This is a genomic window from Clostridium cadaveris (assembly GCF_020911725.1).
GTDB classification, from domain to species: domain Bacteria; phylum Bacillota; class Clostridia; order Clostridiales; family Clostridiaceae; genus Clostridium_X; species Clostridium_X cadaveris.
The window spans coordinates 851,700-875,383 of record NZ_CP076620.1 but is presented as its reverse complement, the minus strand read 5'-3'; the positions used below and the strand labels follow the sequence as shown (position 1 = coordinate 875,383).

Sequence of the window (23,684 nt, the reverse complement as noted above, 5' to 3'; positions counted from 1 at the left end):
GGCCCCTCAGGAAGCGGAAAACAACACTTCTTAAAATGCTTAATGTACTTAACGTTCCTAGCAGCGGAGATATAGATGACAGGTCAAATACTTTTTGGCACATTTCCATTAACAGCTATAAAATATCAAAAAAGAAGTAATTCCAGTGTTAAATATTAAACATGTCAATAAGAATAATGCACTCTGCAATCTTAATCTTATATTTTTTTTAATTTTTTATAATTTTATTTTTCCTTCTTAATTTATTCTTAATAAAATTATTTACAAACAAAAATTTCTAAAAGTTGCAGTCTTAATTGATAAATCATATAATAAAACACCTCAAAACTTGAATTCTAAAATATATATTATTCTACAATATGTAATTTTAGCTTTTTGCTATCATATATTTTTTATAATGTCAAATATTTTAATACTAATATAAATAACAATATATCAATGTTAAATTAATAACATATTTTTACTTTTACCTATGTTTATGATAAAATACATATATGATTTTTCTTAATTTTCTAAATTTGTTTCTAAATTAATAGTTACTTATGAAATGGAGGATATGGAAGTGTATAAATTTTCTACTAAAACCATTGTACTAGATAAAAATCTAGCAAAAGAAATTGATGAAATTATTTTAAGCCATGATAATGATTCAACTCAGCTTTTAGGAATACTTCTTGACATACAAGATGTTGTTGAAAGACATTATATTCCCGAGGAGATAGCTTACTATCTAGCTGAAAGACTATCATTACCTATAAGTCAAATTTATGATGTCATCTCCTTTTTCTCAGCTATATCGGACAAACCTAGAGCAAAATATCCTATTGAAATTTGTGACAGCATTGTTTGTAAAATAAATGAAAACGTATTCTTATTTAATACATTAAAAGATTTATTAGGTATCGAATTGAATGAGGTCACTTATGATGGTAAGTTTACTATTGAAAAAACTCCTTGCTTTGGAGCCTGCGATGTTGCTCCTGCCGTAAGAATTAATGGTACGGTTTATGGCAAGCTTACTACTAGAGAAAAAATTCAAGATATGCTAAATAGCTTAGATTAGGAGGGAATAGTATGGCTAAAACAGTTAAGTATATTACAAAAGATTTTGGTACTTATGATGTAAATTCAATTGACTCCTATGAAAAAATAGGTGGATTTGCTGCACTCAGAAGAGCTACTAATATGGATGGTTATGACATAGCAAAACTCATATCTCTTTGTAAGGTAAAAGGTCGTGGTGGTGCTGCTTATGATATGGGGAAAAAGTGGAGTCAAGCTAAAGACATATCTGCTCCTAAAAAAGTTGTAGTATGTAATGCTGATGAGGGAGAACCATGTACTTTTAAAGATAGAACTATAATTCAAAACGATCCTTTCAGGCTTATTGAAGGAATTATAATAGCTGGTTATAGTGTTGATGCCCACGATGGATATATCTATCTTCGTGAAGAGTACAAGCACTTAAGACCTCTTCTTTTAAATGCTATAAATCAAGCAGAAGAAAAAGGATATCTTGGACGCAATATTTTAGGAAAAGATTTTAACTTTAAAATACATTTATACTCTGGAGCTGGTGCTTATGTGTGTGGAGAAGGTACAGCCCTTGTGGAGTCAATTGAAGGTAAAAGCGGAAGACCTAGGATGAAGCCACCTTTCATAAAGCAGTGCGGATTATTTAAGCTCCCTACACTAGTTAATAATGTAGAAAGTCTCTCTTTAGTACCCAGCATATTACTTGATGATTCGAAAGAGTATTTAACTTATGGTACAGAAGGTTCCGTTGGAACAAAGCTTGTTAGCGTTGGAGGAAATGTTAGAAATCCAGGTGTTTTTGAAATTCCATTTGGCATAACCCTTAGAGAGATAATTTATGAACTTGCTGGCGGAATAATAGATAATAACGAAATACGATTAGTCCAACTAGGTGGAGCTTCTGGTAAAATAGCTTCTCCAAAGATTTTAGATATTCCATATACCTATGAAGATTTAAGAAAAGTTGGCCTTACTGTAGGTTCTGGAGCAATTTTAGTAGTTGATAAGAGGACAAGTGTTCTAGAGTTTTTAAAGGCTACTCAAGAATTCTTCTCCCATGAAAGTTGTGGACAGTGTACACCTTGTAGGGAAGGTAATCTTCATATCAGCTTGATTTTAGACAAATGTATAGAAGGAACTGCAAAGAAAAAAGACATAGCAAATCTAGAAAAATTCGCAAATATAATGTGTGATTCTTCCCTTTGTGGTCTTGGCGAAACAGCTCAAAGTGCCCTACTTTCTGCTATGCATTGGTTTAAAGAAGAATTTGAAGTTTAATTAATATATGAAACGAGGTGTATGTTCATGCAATCTGAAAAAAAGATGGTAAATATCAAAATAAATAATATTCCTTTAAAAGTTGAAGCTGGTACTACTATAATTGAAGCAGCAAAGCTTATCCATATAGATATCCCTCATCTTTGTTATCATCCTGACCAAACTGTAAAAGCTCATTGCAGGATGTGTGTTGTTGAAGTTGTAGGAAGTAGAAAATTACTTGCTGCTTGCTCAACAGTCGTATGGGAAGGTATTGAAGTTCATACTGATACAAAAAGAGTTAGAGATACTCAAGTTGGTATATTAGAACTTATTCTCGCAAATCATGGCCAAAACTGCTTATCTTGTGCAAGAAACCAAAATTGTGAGCTTCAAGATCTCTGCAGCCGTTTTAATATTTTAAGACCTACTCTTCCTTCTGTAAATGTTAAACAGCCTATGCAGATAAAGAATCCAAGCATAGTACGCGATCTTTCTAAATGTGTTAAATGTGGAAGATGCGTTAAGGTTTGTAAAGAAGTTCAAGGAATAAGTGCCTTAACATATTCTAATCGTTCAAGCAATTTCATGGTTACAACTGCATACAATAAACCTCTTGAAGATACAGATTGTACCTTCTGTGGTCAATGTAGCGTAGTTTGTCCTGTTGGGGCCATAGTAGAACTTGATGATACTCAACGAGTATGGGAAGCAATGCATGACCCTAAAAAGCATGTAATAGTTCAAGTTGCTCCTGCAGTAAGAGTTGCCTTAGGAGATTCACTTGGTTTAAAACCAGGAACAATAGCTACAGGAAAACTTGTTACAGCTTTGAAAATGCTTGGTTTTGACAAAGTGTTTGATACAAATTTTGCTGCCGACCTTACAATAATGGAGGAAGGTTCAGAGTTATTGGATAGAATAAAAAATGGTGGAACACTTCCAATGATAACTTCTTGTTCACCAGGATGGATTAATTTCATGGAAAAGAATTTTGGAGACCTTCTAGAACATTTATCTACAGCAAAATCTCCTCAACAAATGTTTGGTGCAGTTTCCAAGAGTTATTATGCTAAAAAAACTGGTATTGATCCTCATGATATAGTAACTGTTTCTATAATGCCTTGCACCGCTAAAAAGTATGAGGCTACACGCCCAGAAATGGAACATGATGGAATACCAGATGTTGATATAGTAATAACTACTAGAGAACTTATAAAGATGATTAAATATGTTGGTTTAAAATTCGTAGACCTACCATCTACTGAATTTGATAGTCCTCTTGGGCTTGGAACTGGTGCTGGTGCTATATTTGGAACTAGTGGTGGTGTTATGGAAGCTGCTCTTAGAACAGTTTATGAAGTTTATACTGGTAAGGAACTAAAGAAGCTTGACTTTATAGATGTTCGAGGATATGAAGGAATTAAAGAAGCCTCTATAAAGCTTGGAGATAAAGAAATTAAAGTAGCTATCGCCCACGGATTATTAAATGCACGTAAACTTATGGAAGGTGTAAAAGCTGGGGAAACCCCTTATACATTTATAGAAATAATGGCATGTCCTGGTGGGTGCATTGGAGGCGGCGGACAACCTGTAACAACTATAGTAGATATAAAGAAACTTCGTATGGATGCTCTTTATGACATTGATAACAGCTCTGCTATAAGAAAGTCACACGAGAACCCAGATATCGTAACTTTATATAACGAATATCTAGGATCTCCTTTAAGCGAATTATCTCATGAACTTCTTCACACTCACTATACAGCTAGAAAAAAAGTATATGACTTCTCATATCTAGAAGAATAAAATATTAAGAAGATCTGATGTAACTTCTATTAGTTAAATATTTTATGAGGCTATAGCATTGATTAATGCTATAGCCTCATTACTTTTACTTATAAAAAATAATAATTTTGAGAAATAAAAATAATTACTAAAAGTTCTTGACCATAACGGAACGTCATAGGTTAAAATAATCTTATCAAAGACAAGGAGGATATAAGCTAATGAAAACAGTAAAGGAAATATCAGATTTGACGGGTATTAGTGTGCGCACACTTCACTATTATGATGAGATTGGACTTTTGCACCCTACAAATAAAAGTGATGCTGGATACAGACTTTATGACGATAAAGCCTTGGAAACATTACAACAGATATTATTTTTTAGAGAATTTGATATTCCTTTGAAAGAAATCAAAGCTATTATATGCAATCCTACTCTTGATAGAAATAAGATTCTGCAAATGCAGCGGAAAATGCTAGTTGTAAAAAAAGAGCGAATGGAACACCTGATTTCCGTTATTGATAATATTATAAAAGGAGAAAATAATATGGATTTCACAATATTTACAAAGACAGAAATTGAAGAACTATGTCAAACAACACTTGATCATATGCCAGATATTATGAAGGAAAGCATTATACAGGAATTTGGAGGAATTGAACAGTGGCAAAAACATTATGTGGAGCGTTGTTCAAAAGAGGATATGCAGAAAGGTTATCAGAAAATGGTAGAGTGGTATGGAGATAAAGATAGTGCACTTAAAGCTATGAACAATCCTCCAAGTAAAGAAGTTGGCGAGGCCTTTGCAAAACGAGTAGAAATAATTGAAAAAAAGTTAAGTGATAAGAAAAAATATCCATTGGATTCATTTGAGGTTAAACAAATAATTGGAACGAATAGTGTTTGTAATACCGAAAAATGCCTACCCTTTAGATTTTAGGTTTATTTGCACCATTTTACTTATATTTGATATAATTATTATAATTCATGTTTATTATGAATTTATGATATAAAATTTAATAATATGGGGGTACTTTATGAAAATCATACCACTTGTTGAAAACACAACCATATCCCTTTCTTTAAAAACTAAACATGGCCTGTGCATCTATATTGAAACAGAGAAACATAAGATTTTATTTGATTTAGGTCCAAATGACCTATTTTTAAGAAATGCTTCAAAGATTGGCGTAAATATATCAGATATAGACACTGTTATAATATCTCACGGACACTATGATCATGGCGGTGGTCTTGAAACGTTTATGCAAAATAATGATAAAGCGAAAATATACATTCATAATATGGCCTTTGGTGACTACTACTCTAAAAGATTAGGCGTAAAGAAATACATAGGTCTTAATAAAACTTTAAAAGATAATAATAGAATAATATTTACTAAAGATAATTTTAAAATAGATGATGAGCTTCAGTTATTTTCTGACATAACAAATCATATTTTATGTTCAGAAACAAACAGCTCTCTATACGAAAAATCTTGTGAAGATTTTACTGTAGATTCCTTCCAACACGAGCAGAGCTTGATAATCCATGAGGGAAATAAAAATGTACTGCTTGCCGGATGCGCTCATAATGGTATAGTAAATATACTAGAAAAAGCTGAAAACATATGCGGCAAAGAGCTTGATTATGTAATTTCAGGCTTTCATCTATCAAATCCTGCTACCCTTTCAACAGAGAAGCCGGAGCTTATAGAGGCTATCGGAAAAGAACTTAAAAAGCGCTCTACTAATTACTACACATGCCATTGTACTGGCAAGAAGCCATTTGAAACCCTCCAATCAATTTTGGGAAATCAAATAAAATATCTTGCACTTGGATGCAATTTTGAAATATAAATTTGTATAATTAAAACTAAAGATCCTTTAAGATAAAATCATTATCTCAAAGGATCTAATTTTCTTTATTTCATCATAATAATTGATTGCAAGGAAAATCTAATATTTCAAATCCTTTATCTTTATACCCATCGTAAAGCTTTTGTAGACCTTCATATTGTGGTGTAAATCAACAACCACTTGCTGTATTTACTATTAATTTTATTAAACTATTTTAATAATGATTTAATATCATCTTCTATTTTTAATGGTTTTACTGTAGGGGCATATCTTTTAACTACATTACCTTGAGAATCAATTAGAAATTTTGTAAAGTTCCATTTAATTTCCTTGCTTAATAATCCCTTTTTCTCATTCTTTAAAAATTTATATAATGGATGAACATTTTCCCCATTTACTTCAATCTTTTGAAACATAGTAAAAGTAACGCCATAGTTTAAAGAACAAAATTCTTGTATCTCATCATTACTTCCATTATCTTGATTAGCAAATTGATTACATGGAAATCCCAAAACCTCTAACCCATATTCTTTATACTTTTTATTTAATTCCTCTAGCTCTGTAAATTGAGGTGTTAAACCACACTTACTTGCTGTGTTTACTACTAGTACAACTTTTCCTTTAAAGCTATCCATGTTCACTTCTTGTCCATTCATCTTTTTAGCTGAAAAATCATAAAATTTCATATTATCTTATTCCCTTCTTTAATAAATTTTAATTTATGTAAATTTAATTTAACTCAATTAATTATCTTAAAATAATAGCATCTACTGATTACACGTTTAATTTAGAATTGATTTTTAAACTAAACGTGTAATTTAGTAAATACCTATTTGAATCTTAATAATAATTTATCTAACATTTTTTTAAGTTCTATTGCTTCTTCAACATTTCCGTCAAATTTACAATACATTTGCTCTGGAACCTCTAAGATTTCATCTTTTAGCTCTTTTCCCTTTTGCGTTACTTCAACAATAACAACTCTATCATCATTTACATCTCTATATTTATTTATTAATTCCATTGAAAAAAGCTTTTTTAAAACAGGAGTAAGGGTTCCCGAATCCAAATGAAGTTTTTGCCCCATTTCTTTAACTGTTATTTTTTCATGCTCCCATACTACTAACATTACAATATACTGGGTATATGTAAGCCCATACTTATCTAATAATGGCTTATAAACTTTTATTACTTCTCTTGAAGCTGCATACAATGAAAAACATAATTGATTCTCTAACTTCAATTTTTCATATTTACTCATAATAGACCTCTTTTATTTTTTTAAATTCAATTTGATTCAATTTAATTATATTAAACCAAAATACTTTTGTCAATATAAATTTATGGCAGAGATTCCCCATAAGATCATGTTATCTTAAGGTAATCCCTGCCTTTAAATTAAATATATGATTTTATTTTTATGACATCATTTAACCATTTATAATTTTATTGTTCTTTAAGTTTTGATCTTTTATTGTATATAAGCATCGCACCTAAAGATATTAATAAAAATCCAGTAAATATAATGTCATTAGTACTTACTCCACCTGTTTGTGGAAGTTTATCTCCATTGTTGCCATTATTATTGTCATTATTATTACTATTGTTGTTATCCTCTTCATCCTCTTTATCAGCTTTTAATTCTAAGCCTGCTTTTGCATTCTCAAAATTATTTTTAGCCTGTACAAATTCTATAGCAGATATATTTTCTGCATTTTCTAACATAGCTTTTAATGCTGATAATGCTTCATTGTACTTAGCTACACTTTCATCTGTGTATTTACTTAAATCAAGATCTTCAATAGCATTAATATAATCTGAAAGTTCTTTATTATTCACTCTAGCTTCTAGCGCTTTAATAGCAGCATCAAGTTGATTAATTAATTTTTGTATGCTTTCTGTTGTACCAGATGTAAACTCTTCATTTGAAGCTTTTATAACTTCCATCAATGCATCATAGCTGGATTTGGTATATAAATCAGCTTCAAATCCATTTGCTATTTCAACCTGTTTACGTAATGCTGTTACATCAACTAAATCATTCTTTAATGATAATAATTCATTTTCAAGCTTCTTCAATTCTTCTTCTGTCATATCATTAAAGTTCATACCATCAATTTCATTTACTTTATCCATTAATGTCTTGTATGAATTAGCAGTATAGTTTTCATTATTTAATGCCTTCAACTCATTAATAAGGCCCTTAATACTTTCACTTGAGCCAACTAATTCTAAATTTTTCTTAGCTACAGCAATATTTTCTAATGCCTTTTCAACAGTTTCAACAGCACCATTTGTTAACAACTCTTTAGCCTTTGTAATTTCTGATTCGTAAGCTTTATAAGACTTTTCTGTGTATATACTTGGATCATTTATTGCTTCAAACTCTTCAATTGCTGACACTAATGAAGTGACATTTACTAAAGAATTCTTTGCCTCTAGCATTACATTCTTTGCTTTTTCAAATAATGCTGGTTCTTGAGGTTTAGTTTTATTTAATTCTATCAACTTTTCTAACTCAGTTTTGGCATCGATTAATGCTTTCCATGAATTTTTTGTATAAGTCTTCTCTGGATTTGTAATAGTATTGATGAATATAGTTATATCCTCTAGTACAACCTCAGCTTCTTCTCTATTGGTAGGATTATAAACTAAAGCTTCCTTAGCCTTTGTAAGTCCATCTATCAATGAAGTAACATCATCTTCTGATAAGTTATTAACATCTTCCATAGCTTTCTTAGCTGCATTTAGAGCCTTTTGATACTCTTTCCAAGTCTTAGCTGTGTATTTAGCTTCATCTGTTTCAGCAGCATCTATCGCAGCTTGCACAAGTGAGCTATCTCCTTTTAATTTCTTGTTTGCTTTTGCGTTTTCTATTTCTTTTACTGAGCTATCTACAGTTCCTTGTGATACGTTGGAATTACTAACTAATTCCTTAGCAATCTCTATAGCATCATTATAAACTTTTGCTGAATCAGTTGTCCAATTTGTAGTATCTAAGTTTTCGTCTATTAATTTTTGTAATTCTGTTTTATCTACATTAATATCAGAAACTGAATCAATCATCAGCTCTACTAAATTTGGAACAACTCCACTCCACTCAAATTTGACATCTAATAAAGTAGTACCTGATGGTAAATTAAATTCATTTGTACCTTTATTTAACTTACCTAATGTTACCCATTTTGAGCTTCCATCGTTAGATAAAATTCTTGCACTTACCTTAGCATTTGATATTACCTTAGCATTTTGCATTACCTTTATATGATTTGATTTATTGTTTTCAGATACCGAATAAACAAGCTGCCCATTGTCTGAAGAAGGTATAAACATTGTAGTTATATTTCCATCTACTAAGTATTCAAATAATCCATCTTGAGTATCTGAAACGTTTGATTTAAATGTTGGGTTATTTACTGATGGTATATATGCTCCACCATTTATTTCAATTTCATTTATTTTTGTCCATCTATGTCCATAAGATTGTGTTATTTCAAGTTTTAAGTAACGAACCTTTTTATTTATATCAGTTGCTTTGGCTACATTGTATGAAATTTCATGATCTGGGAAACTTTCATTTATAGTTGAGTCATCAGCAGTTGTATTAGCTATTTGATCACCTATTTGAATTATGGCATCTCCCCAATTTTCTTGATCTATTGACGCATAAACCTTACCATCTCTTAGATAGTCTTGATGTGAATCATGAACAACTATTTTTAATTCATTCAAATCAATTTCTTGGCCTAAATCAATAATCATATGGTCACCTTTAGTTTGATGTCTTTCAAATTGTAGACCTGTTGTACGATCCTTATCAAATAAATCTTCTGGTTTTCCTGCATGGATTTTTCCCATATTGTTTTTGATTATTGTTGGTTTTGATATTTCTCTTGATGATACTCTAAATTCCTTTATATCAAAAGTTACTTCTGAATCTCCTAAGTTAATTAAGCGAATATATCTTGCATCAGTATTTTTGCTTAAAGTCTTGTTATCTAAGTTAGTCCACTCATAACCATTCTTAGAAACTTGTAAGGTAACCTTATCTAACCCATTTCCCTTTGCAATTACTTCAGTTAATTCATGTATACGATCTAACTTTAATCCAATATATTGGTTTGATCCTAATGTTATATTATTAAGCTCAACCATACTAGCATTATCATTGAAATAATCTGCTGGGTGATCTTTGTAGTTTTCTACATTTGTGTATACTTTACCGTTGTGATTTATTTTTGCATTAACTTGAAATTCTCTAAATCCAATCCAGTTATGTTGATTTTGATTATTTCTTAAACGTACATATTGAGCTTCAATATTTTGGTTTGAAAGATCTATTTCTATATCTCTTTCATTTACACATTGCTTAATTTCTTTATAGTCAGTACCATTTAAAGAATATTCTAAAGTAGCATTTTTAAAGTAATCTCCTGAACTAGCACTTGGTCCTTGAAGAATTTTAATTTTACCTAAAACTATAGGCTCACTTAATTTTACTCCTACATAATCTCCTGCAATTGTACTATCAGCTGGGTTTCCCCCTTGTCTTACTCTATAATGAACACCAGTATTTTCATTTCCATCTAACATATCTACATCTTTTCCAGAGTAAATTCCCCATCCATCAGTTGTGCGAATTACTTCACTTGTAAATGTTGGAGCTTCTACTGGTGGAGTAGTTAATAGTCTAAACTCTCTCATAGCAGGCCATTTTCTACCATTATCTGTTGCTGTGCATATATATCTCACACCAACAACATCGTTTATTTCCACATTTGATATTTTAACATTTACTGCATATGGTCCATAAGTTTTGTTATTCATATCTTTCCAAGTATTACCGTCAGTTGTATATTGTACTTTAGCATGTCCAAAGGTATCCTCTGGTTTTCCATTATTACCATTTAATATATCCACACCATATATTGTAGTTGGTTTACTTAAGTTAACTTGGTAGTATTGATCTTTAGCTTCATATACACCATTCCATATATAAGTATCATTTTTACCATCTATGATGTTTTCAATTTTGCCTTGATATACATTTGAAATATTTGTTTCTGCTGTTAGTTCTAATTTTTCTTGTCCACTATTAACTATTTCATTTATCTTCTCAGAAATAGTATTTCTAACTGACTCTACAAATGGAACTAAACGTTTAGAACCTGGTTGAGCTTTTTTAACACCATTAATTACTGGTCTTTCATGCTTTTTGCTATTTTCATACAAAGTAGTTCCTTCAGCAAAATTTTGTACTGCTGAATCCTTATTATTACTTTCTAAATCCATTGATGATTGGATAAAAAATTTGATAGCTGATGATAAATCTTTTAGAGAATTTGCAAATGGAGTAATCTGTTCAACCATTCTTTTATTTGTGCTAGCTTTTACAAATTCATTACAAGCTTTAATTATTGTATCCATTTCATTTAATAATTTAGCTCCAGTTTCAGTTACTGATTCTTTAGCTTTTAGTTTATTAGTGAATTCATCTAATAAAGGCTTTATTTCTTCTGATTCTCCTAATACCAATCCATGTCCATTTGGAGCTGGATCTGATGTATGCTTAGCTATTGTGTGTAAAGCTTCTGATGCATCACTATCTACATATTTGAAAGAATCTTTCCAACTCTTGTCTTCATTAAATCCTTTTACATTCCATGAATAATCAGATACAGCAAAAATAGCTACCTTTGATGGTTCTGCGTCTTGCATAGGATTTGTTACTACACCTGCTAAATCTTCGATATTTATATCAGTGTGCAATAAACTTCCCTTACCCATCATTAACCTGCTCATGTTTATGTCATTAACCGGCCAGTTTAGCCAAAATAGAGGACTTCTTCTAGTTTTTCCTTCTTCTGCTCTATTTCTTCTAAAATTATCTAATGTATTTTGTATAATAGGTGCACATACTGAATTTCCTGTCCAGAAAATTTGCACATTTTTAGGAAAGTCTTTATCATATACATTTAATTCTGAATAGTCACCTTGCCAACTTGCATTATATCCCGCTGGACAGAACACCCAGTCATAAACATCACCTTTTGCTTTACCCCATTCAGACAATCTATTCATCATATCGGTAATAATCTTTTTATTAAGATTACCAACATCATCACCAAGAACACCGAATTGACGAACACCAACTGAATATAATTGTTCAAACTTAGCGATTAATTTTTTCATTTCACCTTCAAAATCATTTGCATTAAATCCCCCCATAAATGGATGCGCAGTCCAAACAAATCTTGTTTTTGACTCTATTCCTACTTTAACCATTTTCTCTATCTCTGCCAATTGATCTGCTGGATATAATTCTCTCCATTTTCTGGTATGATATAAATCATCTTTTGGTGCGAATATATAAGAAGTCATCTTAAATTCTCCACCAAACTTCATTAAAGACATACGATCTTCATTTGTCCAAGGAATTCCATAGTATCCTTCAATAAATCCACGTATTGCTGTATCTGCATAATCCTTAATTTCAAAATTCTTAATAGTAGAACCATCCATTTGGTTAAAAATATGCTTTAAGGTTGTTATTCCATAGAATGCAGCATCTGTATTTTTACCTAAAATAATAATTTCTCCATTTTTTGCTATAGTATAATAAGAGTCAATTTTTTCGAATACACTCTCATCTATTTCATAATTATTTTTTACATAATTGTCCACATATTCATCTGAAGAATGAGTTCCAACCAAAATATTAGTTTTTCCATCTACAACTGCATTTGATTCTGTAATATTTTTCTCCTTTAACTTTAAGATCTCAGTCATGCGATTTTTAGTTGCTTTATCAATTGTACTATCATAAACCACATTTACATCTTTACGTATAACAAATTCATCACCCAAATAATTTACTTCATGTGGCTTAGGATAAATTTCATATTCTTCTTGCTGATTATTTTTCTCTGCTACAGGTGAAGCATTAACTACAGATGTTTGAACCATCCCTAAAGTTAATGCAGTAGTCAATAAAAAGCTTACTAGTCTCTTAGTTTTTATTTTCACACTTTTTCCCCCTTGTATACTTAAATTAATGTTTTAAAATTTTATTATTAGCTTTGTCACCTCCTATGAATTCACATTTTTATAATTGAAGACAAAAAAAGCCTTCCTACAAACTTGTAGGAAAGCTAGTGCCCAATAGGTAACACGCTTCAACTAAAAAACAATGTTATACTTTAATTTTCAACTATATTATATAAGAAAGCTTTTCCTATGTAAACATTATCTTTACAAATTATTTAAATAAATTTATATTTATTATTTTACTTATCAGATACAACTGCTTTTATCCTATCTTTAATAATTCTGCAAATACTATGAAACTCCTCTTGTTCCTTCTCTGTCAAATTTAGTTCTATTATTTCCTCTACTCCGCTCTTTCCTATGACACAAGGTACGCTGGCATAAACTTTAGTTTCACCATATTCTCCATTAAGCATTGTTGAACAAGGTAGCACCTTTCTCTCATCTTCTAAGATAGCTCTTATCACTTCTGCGGCGGCTGCTCCTATTCCAAATTCTGTTGAACCTTTTCCAACAACTATATTCCATCCAGCTTTCATGGTATCTAAAGCTATATTTTTAAGTCTTAATCTTCCATAAATATATGGCTTTTCTCTCATAATTTCTAAAATAGGTTTACCATTTATAAAAGCACTGCTCCATGGAACCATTTGACTGTCACCATGTTCCCCTAAGCAATAGGCTTCAATACTTTTGGGATCCAAATTAAGCTGCCTTCCAAGTCTTGCACGAAGTCTTCCTGAGTCAAGGACTGTTCCGGTTCCTATGACTTTCAGTCCTGTTTTTTCATGTAGATAATATGCTATGATATCACATGGATTTGAGATAGATACTATAATTCCTTTAAATCCACTATTCTTTATGTATGGTATTATTTCATCCATAACTTCTATAGTCCCCTCTAATTCCTCAAGACGATCCTCTTTGAATATTGGCCCGCTTGCACTCATAACTACTATATCTGCATCCTCTATATCTTCGTATCTCCCCACTTTAACATTGACTCTCTTTGGCATATACGCCATTGTATCTGCTAAATCTTCTCCATGACTTAATGCCTTTTTAATGTCATTATCAATGATTATAAGTTCATTGCAGATTCCTTGAGTTATAATACTACTTGCTACATGAGACCCTACATGTCCTATTCCAATTACGGCTACTTTTCTTATACTCATTATATCCCCCAACTTTCATTTAAAATCTTTTATATCTATAATATAATGAATTTTCATAATACATCAAGATAATTTTAATATATCGTGAATTCTACAAAGATTAAGGTAATAAATTATAAAAAGCACCTATTAGATTAAAGAAATCTCCCATCCAATTTCATTAACTTAATAGGTGCTTTTCTATTTTACTAAATTTCTTATTTGTTAGAGTACTTCTTGTGAGTTAAAATAACTTCCCTAACTATTCCCTTTAATGTTTCTGTTGTCATCATTTGGTCTTCTGCATGCATCAATAGTAATGATACAGTTACAGTTTTTCCTTCTGCTTCTTGTTGAATTAATCCCATATGAGATTCTTGAGCTTTTAACAAGCTTGCATCTGCCTTTTTAACTAGCTCTTCTGCCTCTTCAAATCTTTCTTCTCTTGCTGCTTTCATAGCTTCAAATAAAGCTGATCTTGCCTCTCCTACATTCGTTATTAATTGAAATGATATTAACTCTAATTCTTCCATCATTGTACTCCTTATTTCCCACCTTAAATTTACTGTATCTTAATAGCCCTAAACAATTTTACTTCCATGAATCTCATCTGTGTGCACATACTCTAATAGGAAGCCCCTGTTTTCTTTGTTTACGCCCTTTCCTGGCATTATAGTAATTCTTCCCGCTGCATAATCCGATAGCTTTCTTAATTCGTCTTTACCTGACATTGCATCTTCTGTTCCGCCTTTTGTAAGTATCCTATCAATGCCTAAAGCTGCCAACTGATCAATAGCTTGAAATTTATCATCGATTTCATCAAATGCCATATGAAATGTAGTGCTTAAGGGTTTTGCCTCTTCTACGAATGCCTTTGTAGCATCTATATCTATCTTGTTCCCTTTTAAAGCCCCTATGACAACGCCATAAGCCCCAAGCTCTTTTGCAATTCTTATGTCGTCTTTCATTATTTCAATTTCTTCCTCTAAAAATTCAAAATTTCCACCTCTAGGTCTTACTATGACCATGATAGGTATATTTATTTTCTCTACTACTCTCTTTATAGTTCCATAGCTAGGAGTTGTTCCCCCTTCTAATAGATTGTCACACAGTTCAATTCTATTAGCTCCTAGTTCCTCAGCTTTTTTAGCTTCTATATAATTTCCAACACATGCTTCATAAATAGCCATTAACTAATCCTCCTAAAAACAGAACTTTTCTAATTACTACTAATAATATTTTAAATTAGTAGTTTAGTCAAAAGTTATAGGTGATTTTATTCTCTTTAAATATGCATCAAGCCATTCTTGACTTGCCTTTTCATAAAGAGTCTTCCCTTCGACATTCTTACATACGTAAACAGTTGGCTCCAAATCTTCTGTTACTACTGAAAATGAGAATCCATCAATATTAGTTGCGACCCCAAATTCTCCTTTGTTATTTAAGCATACTACAGACAAATCTCCTGACTTTCCTCTTCTTCTAGTAAGCTCCTCATGTAAATCTGCTACTGCTTTATCTGCCGCATCTTGTGGATGATATCCTTCTTTCATAAGTCTAACTATTTCATAAGATATACATCCCTTCATCAAATCTTCTCCAAGTCCTGTTGCAGTTGCTCCCCCAACTTCACTATCTACATAGAAACCTGAACCTGATAATGGAGAATCCCCGACTCTTCCTCTTCTTTTCATAAAAAGTCCACTTGTTGATGTACCTGCTACCATATTCTTGTCACTGTCTAAAGCTATCATTCCAACAGTATCATGTCCATCATATGGGCTTAATCCTTTTTCTATTGTTTCTCTTCTTCTTTTTTCGTAATGTAATTTTGCTCTATCTGTAAGCATATTCATTCTTTCGAAACCATTTTTGTGTGCGTATTCATCTGCGCCAGTTCCAACTAAAAAACAGTTAAACTTTTCATGGCTTAGCTTTCTAGCTATACTTATTGGGTTTTTGAAATCCCTTATTCCAGCTACTGCTCCTATACTAAAAGTGTTTCCATCCATATATGCTGCATCTAATTCTACCTCTCCATTTTCATTAGGAAGGCCGCCATATCCAACGGATTTATAGAATGGATAATCTTCAACCATTTTTATAGCTTCCTCTATAGCATCTCCTGCATTTATTCCATTCTTTAATCCTTCTGATGCTTTAGTTATTCCTTCTACAGCCATTCTCCAAGTAGCTATCATTGCAAATTTCATCCTTTTTCCCCCCGTTAATGTAGTATACTTTTTAAAACAGCAAAAATCATGCCAAAAATGTGTTTATATAATGAAAGTAATCTTTTCTAAGTTTACCTTTATATTTATAAACTTTTATTTGCCTTATATCTATAGTGTGTTATAGAATAATACATAAAGAGATATAAATAGTTAAAATAATAATACAGTATTAATTATTATATTTATTTTTTGATACAATAATAAAAAAGCAAACTATACTAATACACTTTATAAGGAGTAGATCAATTTTGAAAAGAATAGATTCGATTTTTAACTCTATAAAAACTTTAGACAAAGGTGACGGAGTCACTACATCTGAAATAAGCAGTTATTTAAATCTTGAGCGTTCTAACGTAAGTAAAGATTTGAATATTCTCGTTAACAATGGTTCACTATACAAAAATAACGCTCGTCCTGTTAGATATTTCTTAAATAATCCTAATAGCATAGATTTTTCACATAAATCGTCACTAGATAACTTAGCTTATCTTTATCCTTCTCTTACTGAAGCTATAAAGCTGGCTAAGACAGCGATACTTTACCCACCTAATGGTATGAATTCACTTATCATAGGTAATACCGGTGTTGGTAAATCTATGCTTGCACAATTGATGCATGAATATGCTAACTCTATTAATAAAGGCAAGGATATGCCATTTCTTCATTTTAATTGTTCTGATTACTCTAATAATGTTCAGCTTTTAAGTTCACATCTTTTTGGAGTAAAAAAGGGTACTTTTACAGGTGCTACTGAAGATAGAGCTGGATTAATCGAACAGGCTGATGGTGGCATCTTATTTTTAGATGAGATACATAACCTTCCTAGTGAAGGTCAAGAAATGCTCTTTATATTTATGGATACAGGATATTTCAAAAGGTTTGGAGAAGTTTCAAAAAAAATCAAATCCTCTGCAAGAATCATATGTGCAACTAATAAAGATATAAGTACTTCTCTTTTAGATACGTTTATAAGAAGAATACCAATAAAAATCTATCTTCCTGACTTAAATGAAAGACTTATAGAGGAACGGCTTACACTTATAGAACATTTTCTCAAAGAAGAAAGTATGAAGCTTTCTAAACCCGTACTTGTTTCTTACAACGCTATGCTTTGTCTTTTATCGTATGATTGTCCGTATAATATAGGTCAGTTGAAAAATGATATAACCTTAGCCGTAGCAAATGCTTATGCTTCATATTTTATAAACAACAAGAAACAGATAAAAATAAATAGCCCTGACCTTCCAAATGATTTGAAAAAGCCTCTAAGCTCTCCGCTTACTAAAGAAAGGGAGCTTATTAATTCTCTAAAAAGCATAGACGGATATTTTACTTATGATGAAAACACTGAGGTTACAAGCTTATCATTTTTAAAACAGAAACATATAATACTATCTACATTTAAAAAACTTATTAAAAATGTAGACAATACACTAAAGAATAGAAATACAAATAGTGCTTTAATAAACTCTATATTTACAGATTATTTCAATATAATAGATGAGAACATGGCAACTTATCATTACAGTCTTAATAATTCTGCCTTTGATGAAATACTTAGTAGTATAAGCCATCTTCAAAACTCTTTAACGGATGCTTTAAACGATGATATAACAAAAGATTTCTTTCATATTCATTTAGATATGCTTTATGACAGGATAAACCTTATGGATTTTAATGCACTTCCTATGCTAAATAAACTAAAGGATTTATTTCCCAATCATTATATAGAAGCATTAACCTTGAAATCCATAATAGAGAAAACATATAATATAAACCTTTCATCAATAGAAATACTTTTCCTTACGCTTTTTGCACTTTTCATTATAGAAAAATAATTAAAAGTTTATGAAAAAAGTGCTATTCCTCTTTAGAGGCATAGCACTTTTAATGTAATTTTTCACTCTTAATGAAATATTTATTTTGCTAATTCATATATAGCTCTTCCATATATCTCAACACACTTCTTTAGGGTTTCTAACTTTATATACTCATTTACTTCGTGAGCAAGATTTTCATCATCTTCAAATAGTGGTCCAAATGCAACAGTGTTCGGCATAAGTTTTGCATAGGTTCCTCCCCCCATAGCTAAAAGCTTTGCTTCTTCACCTGTAGCTTCTTCATAAGCCTTTTTCAAAGATTTTACTAAATCATGATCTTTAGGAAAATGAAGGGGAGCATTATGATGTCCCATTTTAAATTGAAATTCTGTTCCAGTTAAACTTGTGTCTATATGTCTTAAAATATCATCTAGTTTAATTGTTACAGGATATCTCACATTAAATCTCATGGAAACCTCTTTTTCATTACCATCTATTATCCCAAGGTTTAAAGTAAGTTTACCTGATTCTTCATCTTGAAAATCAATTCCAAGTTTCTTTCCATTATATTCTTTAGCTATTACATTATTAAAATCATTTAAGAAATTTGTAAAATCGTCTTTGAAAGTCATAACTTCATTTAAGTATAATAAAAGATTGCTTATAGCATTATCACCAGACTGAGGCGTACTTCCATGAGCAGCCACTCCTGCAGCTGCAACTATCAAATACCCGTTGCCATTTTCTATTTCTATCTTATATCTTTCTTTTATCGTTTCATCTTTAAAATACTTCAAAAACACTGAATTAGTATAAGATATCTTACACTTACAGCAGTCAGGAACTATGTTCGACCTCTTTCCGCCTTTTATATATTCTACCTTATAATCTCCTTGAGTTTCTTTGAAACTTCTATGGAATTGGAATGTCAGTATTCCTTTTTCCGAAGTCACTATTGGAAACTCTGCGTCCGGCGTAAAACCTGCAATAGGAGGCTTCTCTTTCTGTAAATAATAATCCATATCCTCAGTACCTGTTTCTTCATTAGTTCCAAAGATAATTCTTACCTTTTTAGAAAGTTTTATTTCATTCTCCTTCATAAGCTTCAGAGCATATAATGATGCAAATATAGGTCCTTTATCATCAGATGTTCCTCTTCCAAATATTTTCCCATCCTTTACTATAGGAATAAATGGATCTGAATTCCATCCTTCACCTACTGGAACCACATCAAGATGTCCTAACACCCCAACATACTCTTCACCACAACCATACTCAGCATATCCTACATAATTATCTAGATTTTTTGTAGTAAAGCCATATCTTTCCGCTATTTCAAGAGCACACTTCAATCCTTCTGTCATATCTTTTCCAAATGGATTCTCAGAGTCCGCTTCTCCTTTTAATGTTTTCTTTTCTAAAATCATCTTTAAATCATCCAAAAATTCTCCGTTTATATCTATATTCTTTAGAAAATCCAAAATCCTATCTCCTTTTAAACTTATCTCTTTACCTTCTGTATCTCATCTAACATATTATTATCTATTACTTTGCAAAACTCTGCTATAGCTTTAACTGTCTGCACATAGTCCTTGCGGTGTATAACCAACCTGTGAGAATGCATGTATCTAGTTGGTATTGACAGTGTCATTGTTATTACACCTTCAAAAGTCTTATGTATATTTCCAGCGTCAGTACCTCCTGCTACCATGCAATCATAATTTATATCTAATCCAAGTCTTTCACATATCTCTTCAAGCTTTTGTAAAAGCCCATTGTTTGCCAAAGTTGAAGAATCTAAGATGCTTAATATAACTCCTCCACCAAGCTTTATATCTCCTTTATCCATAGGAGTATCCTTTGCTGTAGTAACATCTAAAGCAAAAGCTATATCTGGCTTTATATTGTGGGTAGCAGTTCTCGCACCTCTTAAGCCTACTTCTTCTTGAACAGTACCAACAGCATACACATTTGCCTTATGTGCACTTTTTTTAAGTTCCTTTAAAACATCTATAGCTACTGCTGCTCCTATTCTATCATCCCAGGCTTTACCTATTAAGTAGTTTGGATTATTCATAACTTCAAATTTTGTATCAGGAGTTATCATATCACCTATTTTTACACCTAGAGCTTCAACCTCTGACTTATTCTCTACTCCTAAATCCATAAATAAGTTCATAGGAACTATTACCTTACTCTTTTCATCAGCATTCATTCCATGAGGTGCCCTGCTTCCGATCACTCCTTTTATTTTCCTGCCATCTTCTGTAGTTATAACCATTGCTTGCGATGGAAGAACATGTCCCCACCATCCGCCAACGGGAATAAGTTTTATATATCCATTATCATCTATATCTCTTACCATAAAGCCTACTTCATCCATATGACCGGCTATCATAATTCTTGGACCATCAGCTTCTCCCTTTTTTAGCCCTATGATAGATCCCAAATTATCATAAGATATTTCATCAGCATAGTTTTCTAAATACTTTTTCATAACCCTGCTGACTTCCTTTTCACAGCCAGAAATCCCATCAGCTTCTGTAAGTTCTTGAAGCATCTTTAAATCCACATCACCATATGGCTCTATATTATTCGTAATCATAAGTCATCCTCCTAATGCTATCTATTTTCAGCTTTAAAAGCTTCAACTTTTTCTGCATTTAAAGATTTAATTACACTTATAACAGCTTCTTTTGCTGCAACATAATCATTTGCATCTATGATTCCACTATTTGTCTGAAGATTTCTAGCACAAATACAAGCTGTTAATGTAGGACATCCTCTTAAAAGTTTATGTATCCAACCATTATCCCCATCTCCTAATGAAAAATAATACTGATGCTTAATATTTTTTTCTTTACAAGTTTCTACTAAACAATTTAATAACGCTCTATTTGGCATCATTGACTTATCATAATAGTTTATAAGAACACCTTCACCAAGCTTTCCAACCCCATCTTTCTCTCCTGTAACATCATTAGCTGAAAGGCAGTCCAGAACTATTCCTAGATCAGGCTGTACTAAATTTGTTGATGTCTGAGCGCCTCTTAATCCTACCTCATGCTGAACTGTGGCTCCAACATATAAATCTACTTCAAGTTTTTCTTCCTTTAGAGCTTCTAAAATTTCTATTCCCATTACGCATCCAAATCTATTGTTCCATGCCTTTGAAAGCAATCTCTTTCCACCGGCTAAGATTTCAAAATCCCCTTCAACAACTATAGAATCTCCAAGTTGTATTCCTAAATTTAAAACCTCTTCTTTTGTTGACATTCCCATATCGACAACTAGATTTTTAATATCAACTAACTTTGAAGCATCTTTAGAAGAAGACATTATAATTCCTCTAAATTCTTCACCTTTACGATTTACTATATTTACCCTTTGTCCAATTAATCCTTCATTGCATATAGATCCTAATGGAAGCATCTTTATTAAACCTTTTTCTGTTATATCCTGAACCAAGAATCCTATTTCATCCATATGTCCACTTACTAAGACCTTTGGTGCATTTTCTAGTCCACATCGTCTCACTGCAAAAACAGATCCTAGATTATCGAAAATTATTTCATCTGTGTATTTCTTATAATAGCTTTGTAGAAGTTTGGAAACTCCAACTTCATTTCCTGAAACTGCTGATATTTGAGTAAGTTTTTTCATCAATTCTAGTGTATTTGTATTTAAATTCATGTTTAATTACCTCTTTCTATATGGAAGTCTTGTTTATTTTGCAAGGTTATATATGGCTTGAGCATATATCTTTGCATTCATCTCTAGATCACATATGTCCATGTATTCATTAGGATTATGAGCAATTCCCTTTTGTCCTGGAAAAGATGGTCCAAAAGGTACTATATTAGGCATTGCTTTAGCATAAGTCCCTCCTGTAGTTGTTACAGGTGTTCCATCTAAGCCTGTTACTTCTTCATATGCCTTCTGAAGCCCTTTTACAAGATCACAGTCCTTTTCAAATCTTACTGGATTATAATTATGATCTAATGTTACTTTTATATTTTCAGTACATTTGCTTTTTATTTGCTTTAATATTTCTTCTACAGTAACAACCGCTGGATAACTCAATGCACAACTAAAACTTAAACTTTTGGCACTACTACTTAGTTTGTATCCTCTCATATGCATGAGTCCAAATTCTTTGTCGCTATAATTGATTCCTAATCTATCTCCATTAGAGTTACTTGAAAGAAAATATTTATTTACAAAATTAAAGAATTCCTTTGTAGCATCATCTCTATTTTCATTATCTATGTCAACACTTATACTTATTTTCGCTCTTCCTCTTTCACCATAAACTACAGGATATTTGCAGTCTGGTGTAAATCCCATAATAGGTGGTTTTTCCTTAGTCAAATAATATGTTAAATCTTCAAATCCGCTTTCCTCATCAGTTCCAAATATAATACGAACTGGCTTTGAAAGTTTTAACCCAGATTCCTTTATAGCATATAATCCATATAATGCACTCATTATAGGCCCTTTATTATCAAGAACCCCTCTACTATAAATTCGTCCATCCTCTATATGTCCGCTAAATGGAGAATTAATCCATCCATCCTCTGTAGGTACTACATCAAGATGTCCAACTACTCCTATATAGTCATCTCCTTCTCCAAACTGTGCATATCCCATGTATCCATCTATGTTTCTAGTTCTAAATCCTAGATCCTCTGATATTTCTAACGCCTTCAATAAAGCTCTATTTACCTCTTCACCAAAAGGAGCATTCTCTTTTGCTTCACTTTCTATACTTGGTATCTTTACCACGTCTATGATATGTCCTATCATTTGATCTTTAAATTTTTCTATGTTATCGTTCAATATCTTTTCCATACTTGCCCCCCTAAAACTTCTATAAAGATTTATATTTTAAAATTTATCTTATATAAAAATTATAGTTATTCTATAAAGGGTAGTCTAATAAAATTAGACTACCTCTCTATTTTAGTAACATATTTCTTTTGTGTATTCAGCTACATCTTCTTTTGCTGCCTTCTTTTGCGCAAGTTTACATATGTGTCTTAAAGACTCACTTAAACCTATTCCGCCTTTTTTAGGCATTTCTACTATATTAACTATATCTTTATAGTTTGCAATTACATTTTCACACTCTTTGGACATAGCTGCTATAGCTGGAATATCAGTTTTATTATTTATTTCATTGGCAAGCACTGCACACATTTCTGCATAACCTGCATAATTAAAAGCTGGTCCGCATATAACTACATCTGGATTCATCTTCTTAACCATTGCAACCATCTTCATCTTAACTTCTTCTGTATTTTCTCTAAAGAATCCGTCTCCGCAATATAGACATGCAGTTACTTTCCCATCAACTTCTTTAAGATATGATTCTAACATACTTGCTGAACCTATAGCCATGCCTTTTCCACCTAGTGGTAGGTTGGGGTTTTCCTTTCCCCCGAGTCCTGCTTGGGTTTGATCAAATATCATTAAAACCTTCATTA

General features: G+C 31.7%; 18 protein-coding genes and 1 pseudogene. 6 read left to right on the top strand and 13 right to left on the bottom strand.

Translation table 11 applies throughout. The features are described from left to right. Positions 1-562 precede the first annotated feature (562 nt). The 5 genes from KQH81_RS03990 to KQH81_RS03970 all read left to right on the top strand — a co-directional run bounded on the left by KQH81_RS03990 (position 563) and on the right by KQH81_RS03970 (position 5,940). Entirely contained in the window at positions 563-1,063 is a 501-nt protein-coding gene (locus tag KQH81_RS03990; protein ID WP_230028977.1) for an NADH-quinone oxidoreductase subunit NuoE family protein, read from the top strand. Between the two features lie 11 nt (positions 1,064-1,074). Then, the gene (locus KQH81_RS03985; RefSeq protein ID WP_027637393.1) at positions 1,075-2,313 is read left to right on the top strand and encodes a complex I 51 kDa subunit family protein; all 1,239 of its coding nucleotides are present in this window, start codon (positions 1,075-1,077) and stop codon (positions 2,311-2,313) included. A gap of 27 nt (positions 2,314-2,340) precedes the next feature. Then, entirely contained in the window at positions 2,341-4,101 is a 1,761-nt protein-coding gene (locus KQH81_RS03980; RefSeq protein ID WP_230028976.1) for an NADH-dependent [FeFe] hydrogenase, group A6, read from the top strand. Positions 4,102-4,301: 200 nt separating this feature from the next. Then, positions 4,302-5,021: a MerR family transcriptional regulator gene (locus tag KQH81_RS03975; RefSeq protein WP_230028974.1), complete on the top strand. Its 720-nt coding sequence runs from the start codon at positions 4,302-4,304 to the stop codon at positions 5,019-5,021. A 97-nt stretch (positions 5,022-5,118) separates the two neighbouring features. Then, positions 5,119-5,940: an MBL fold metallo-hydrolase gene (locus tag KQH81_RS03970; protein WP_230028973.1), complete on the top strand. Its 822-nt coding sequence runs from the start codon at positions 5,119-5,121 to the stop codon at positions 5,938-5,940. Between the two features lie 82 nt (positions 5,941-6,022). On the opposite strand, the pseudogene KQH81_RS03965 reads toward KQH81_RS03970, so the two are convergent. The 8 genes and pseudogenes from KQH81_RS03965 to KQH81_RS03930 form a co-directional block, all read right to left on the bottom strand. Next, a pseudogene (locus KQH81_RS03965) lies at positions 6,023-6,145 on the bottom strand (glutathione peroxidase); the annotation flags it as partial. A gap of 4 nt (positions 6,146-6,149) precedes the next feature. After that, on the bottom strand, positions 6,150-6,626 hold the full coding sequence (locus tag KQH81_RS03960; protein ID WP_230028972.1) for a glutathione peroxidase: 477 nt from the start codon (positions 6,624-6,626) through the stop codon (positions 6,150-6,152). Positions 6,627-6,769: 143 nt separating this feature from the next. Beyond that, entirely contained in the window at positions 6,770-7,201 is a 432-nt protein-coding gene (locus tag KQH81_RS03955) for a MarR family winged helix-turn-helix transcriptional regulator (protein WP_027637398.1), read from the bottom strand. Between the two features lie 185 nt (positions 7,202-7,386). Next, on the bottom strand, positions 7,387-12,966 hold the full coding sequence (locus tag KQH81_RS03950; RefSeq protein ID WP_230028971.1) for a beta-N-acetylglucosaminidase domain-containing protein: 5,580 nt from the start codon (positions 12,964-12,966) through the stop codon (positions 7,387-7,389). Between the two features lie 260 nt (positions 12,967-13,226). Then, positions 13,227-14,165, bottom strand: coding sequence for an L-lactate dehydrogenase (locus KQH81_RS03945; protein WP_230028970.1), 939 nt, complete (start codon positions 14,163-14,165; stop codon positions 13,227-13,229). Positions 14,166-14,362: 197 nt separating this feature from the next. Further along, the gene (locus KQH81_RS03940) at positions 14,363-14,677 is read right to left on the bottom strand and encodes a PTS lactose/cellobiose transporter subunit IIA (protein ID WP_027637400.1); all 315 of its coding nucleotides are present in this window, start codon (positions 14,675-14,677) and stop codon (positions 14,363-14,365) included. A gap of 48 nt (positions 14,678-14,725) precedes the next feature. Then, the gene (locus KQH81_RS03935) at positions 14,726-15,334 is read right to left on the bottom strand and encodes a copper homeostasis protein CutC (protein WP_027637401.1); all 609 of its coding nucleotides are present in this window, start codon (positions 15,332-15,334) and stop codon (positions 14,726-14,728) included. A gap of 63 nt (positions 15,335-15,397) precedes the next feature. Further along, positions 15,398-16,357: a N(4)-(beta-N-acetylglucosaminyl)-L-asparaginase gene (locus KQH81_RS03930; protein ID WP_027637402.1), complete on the bottom strand. Its 960-nt coding sequence runs from the start codon at positions 16,355-16,357 to the stop codon at positions 15,398-15,400. A 269-nt stretch (positions 16,358-16,626) separates the two neighbouring features. On the opposite strand from KQH81_RS03930, the gene KQH81_RS03925 reads away from it, so the two are divergent. Continuing rightward, positions 16,627-18,216: a sigma 54-interacting transcriptional regulator gene (locus KQH81_RS03925; protein ID WP_027637403.1), complete on the top strand. Its 1,590-nt coding sequence runs from the start codon at positions 16,627-16,629 to the stop codon at positions 18,214-18,216. 80 nt (positions 18,217-18,296) lie between these two features. Here KQH81_RS03925 and pepV read toward each other — a convergent pair whose 3' ends face one another. The 5 genes from pepV to KQH81_RS03900 all read right to left on the bottom strand — a co-directional run bounded on the left by pepV (position 18,297) and on the right by KQH81_RS03900 (position 23,682). Continuing rightward, a complete protein-coding gene (pepV, locus tag KQH81_RS03920) occupies positions 18,297-19,679 on the bottom strand; it encodes a dipeptidase PepV (RefSeq protein ID WP_230028969.1) in 1,383 nt (460 codons plus the stop codon). Positions 19,680-19,699: 20 nt separating this feature from the next. After that, positions 19,700-20,803, bottom strand: a complete 1,104-nt coding sequence (locus tag KQH81_RS03915) for a M42 family metallopeptidase (protein WP_230028967.1) — start codon at positions 20,801-20,803, stop codon at positions 19,700-19,702. Between the two features lie 17 nt (positions 20,804-20,820). Then, the gene (locus KQH81_RS03910; RefSeq protein WP_027637406.1) at positions 20,821-21,891 is read right to left on the bottom strand and encodes a M42 family metallopeptidase; all 1,071 of its coding nucleotides are present in this window, start codon (positions 21,889-21,891) and stop codon (positions 20,821-20,823) included. 33 nt (positions 21,892-21,924) lie between these two features. Beyond that, the gene (locus tag KQH81_RS03905) at positions 21,925-23,049 is read right to left on the bottom strand and encodes a Sapep family Mn(2+)-dependent dipeptidase (RefSeq protein WP_230028966.1); all 1,125 of its coding nucleotides are present in this window, start codon (positions 23,047-23,049) and stop codon (positions 21,925-21,927) included. A 111-nt stretch (positions 23,050-23,160) separates the two neighbouring features. Continuing rightward, positions 23,161-23,682, bottom strand: coding sequence for a GrdB-related putative oxidoreductase (locus KQH81_RS03900; RefSeq protein WP_027637408.1), 522 nt, complete (start codon positions 23,680-23,682; stop codon positions 23,161-23,163). Positions 23,683-23,684 lie beyond the last annotated feature (2 nt).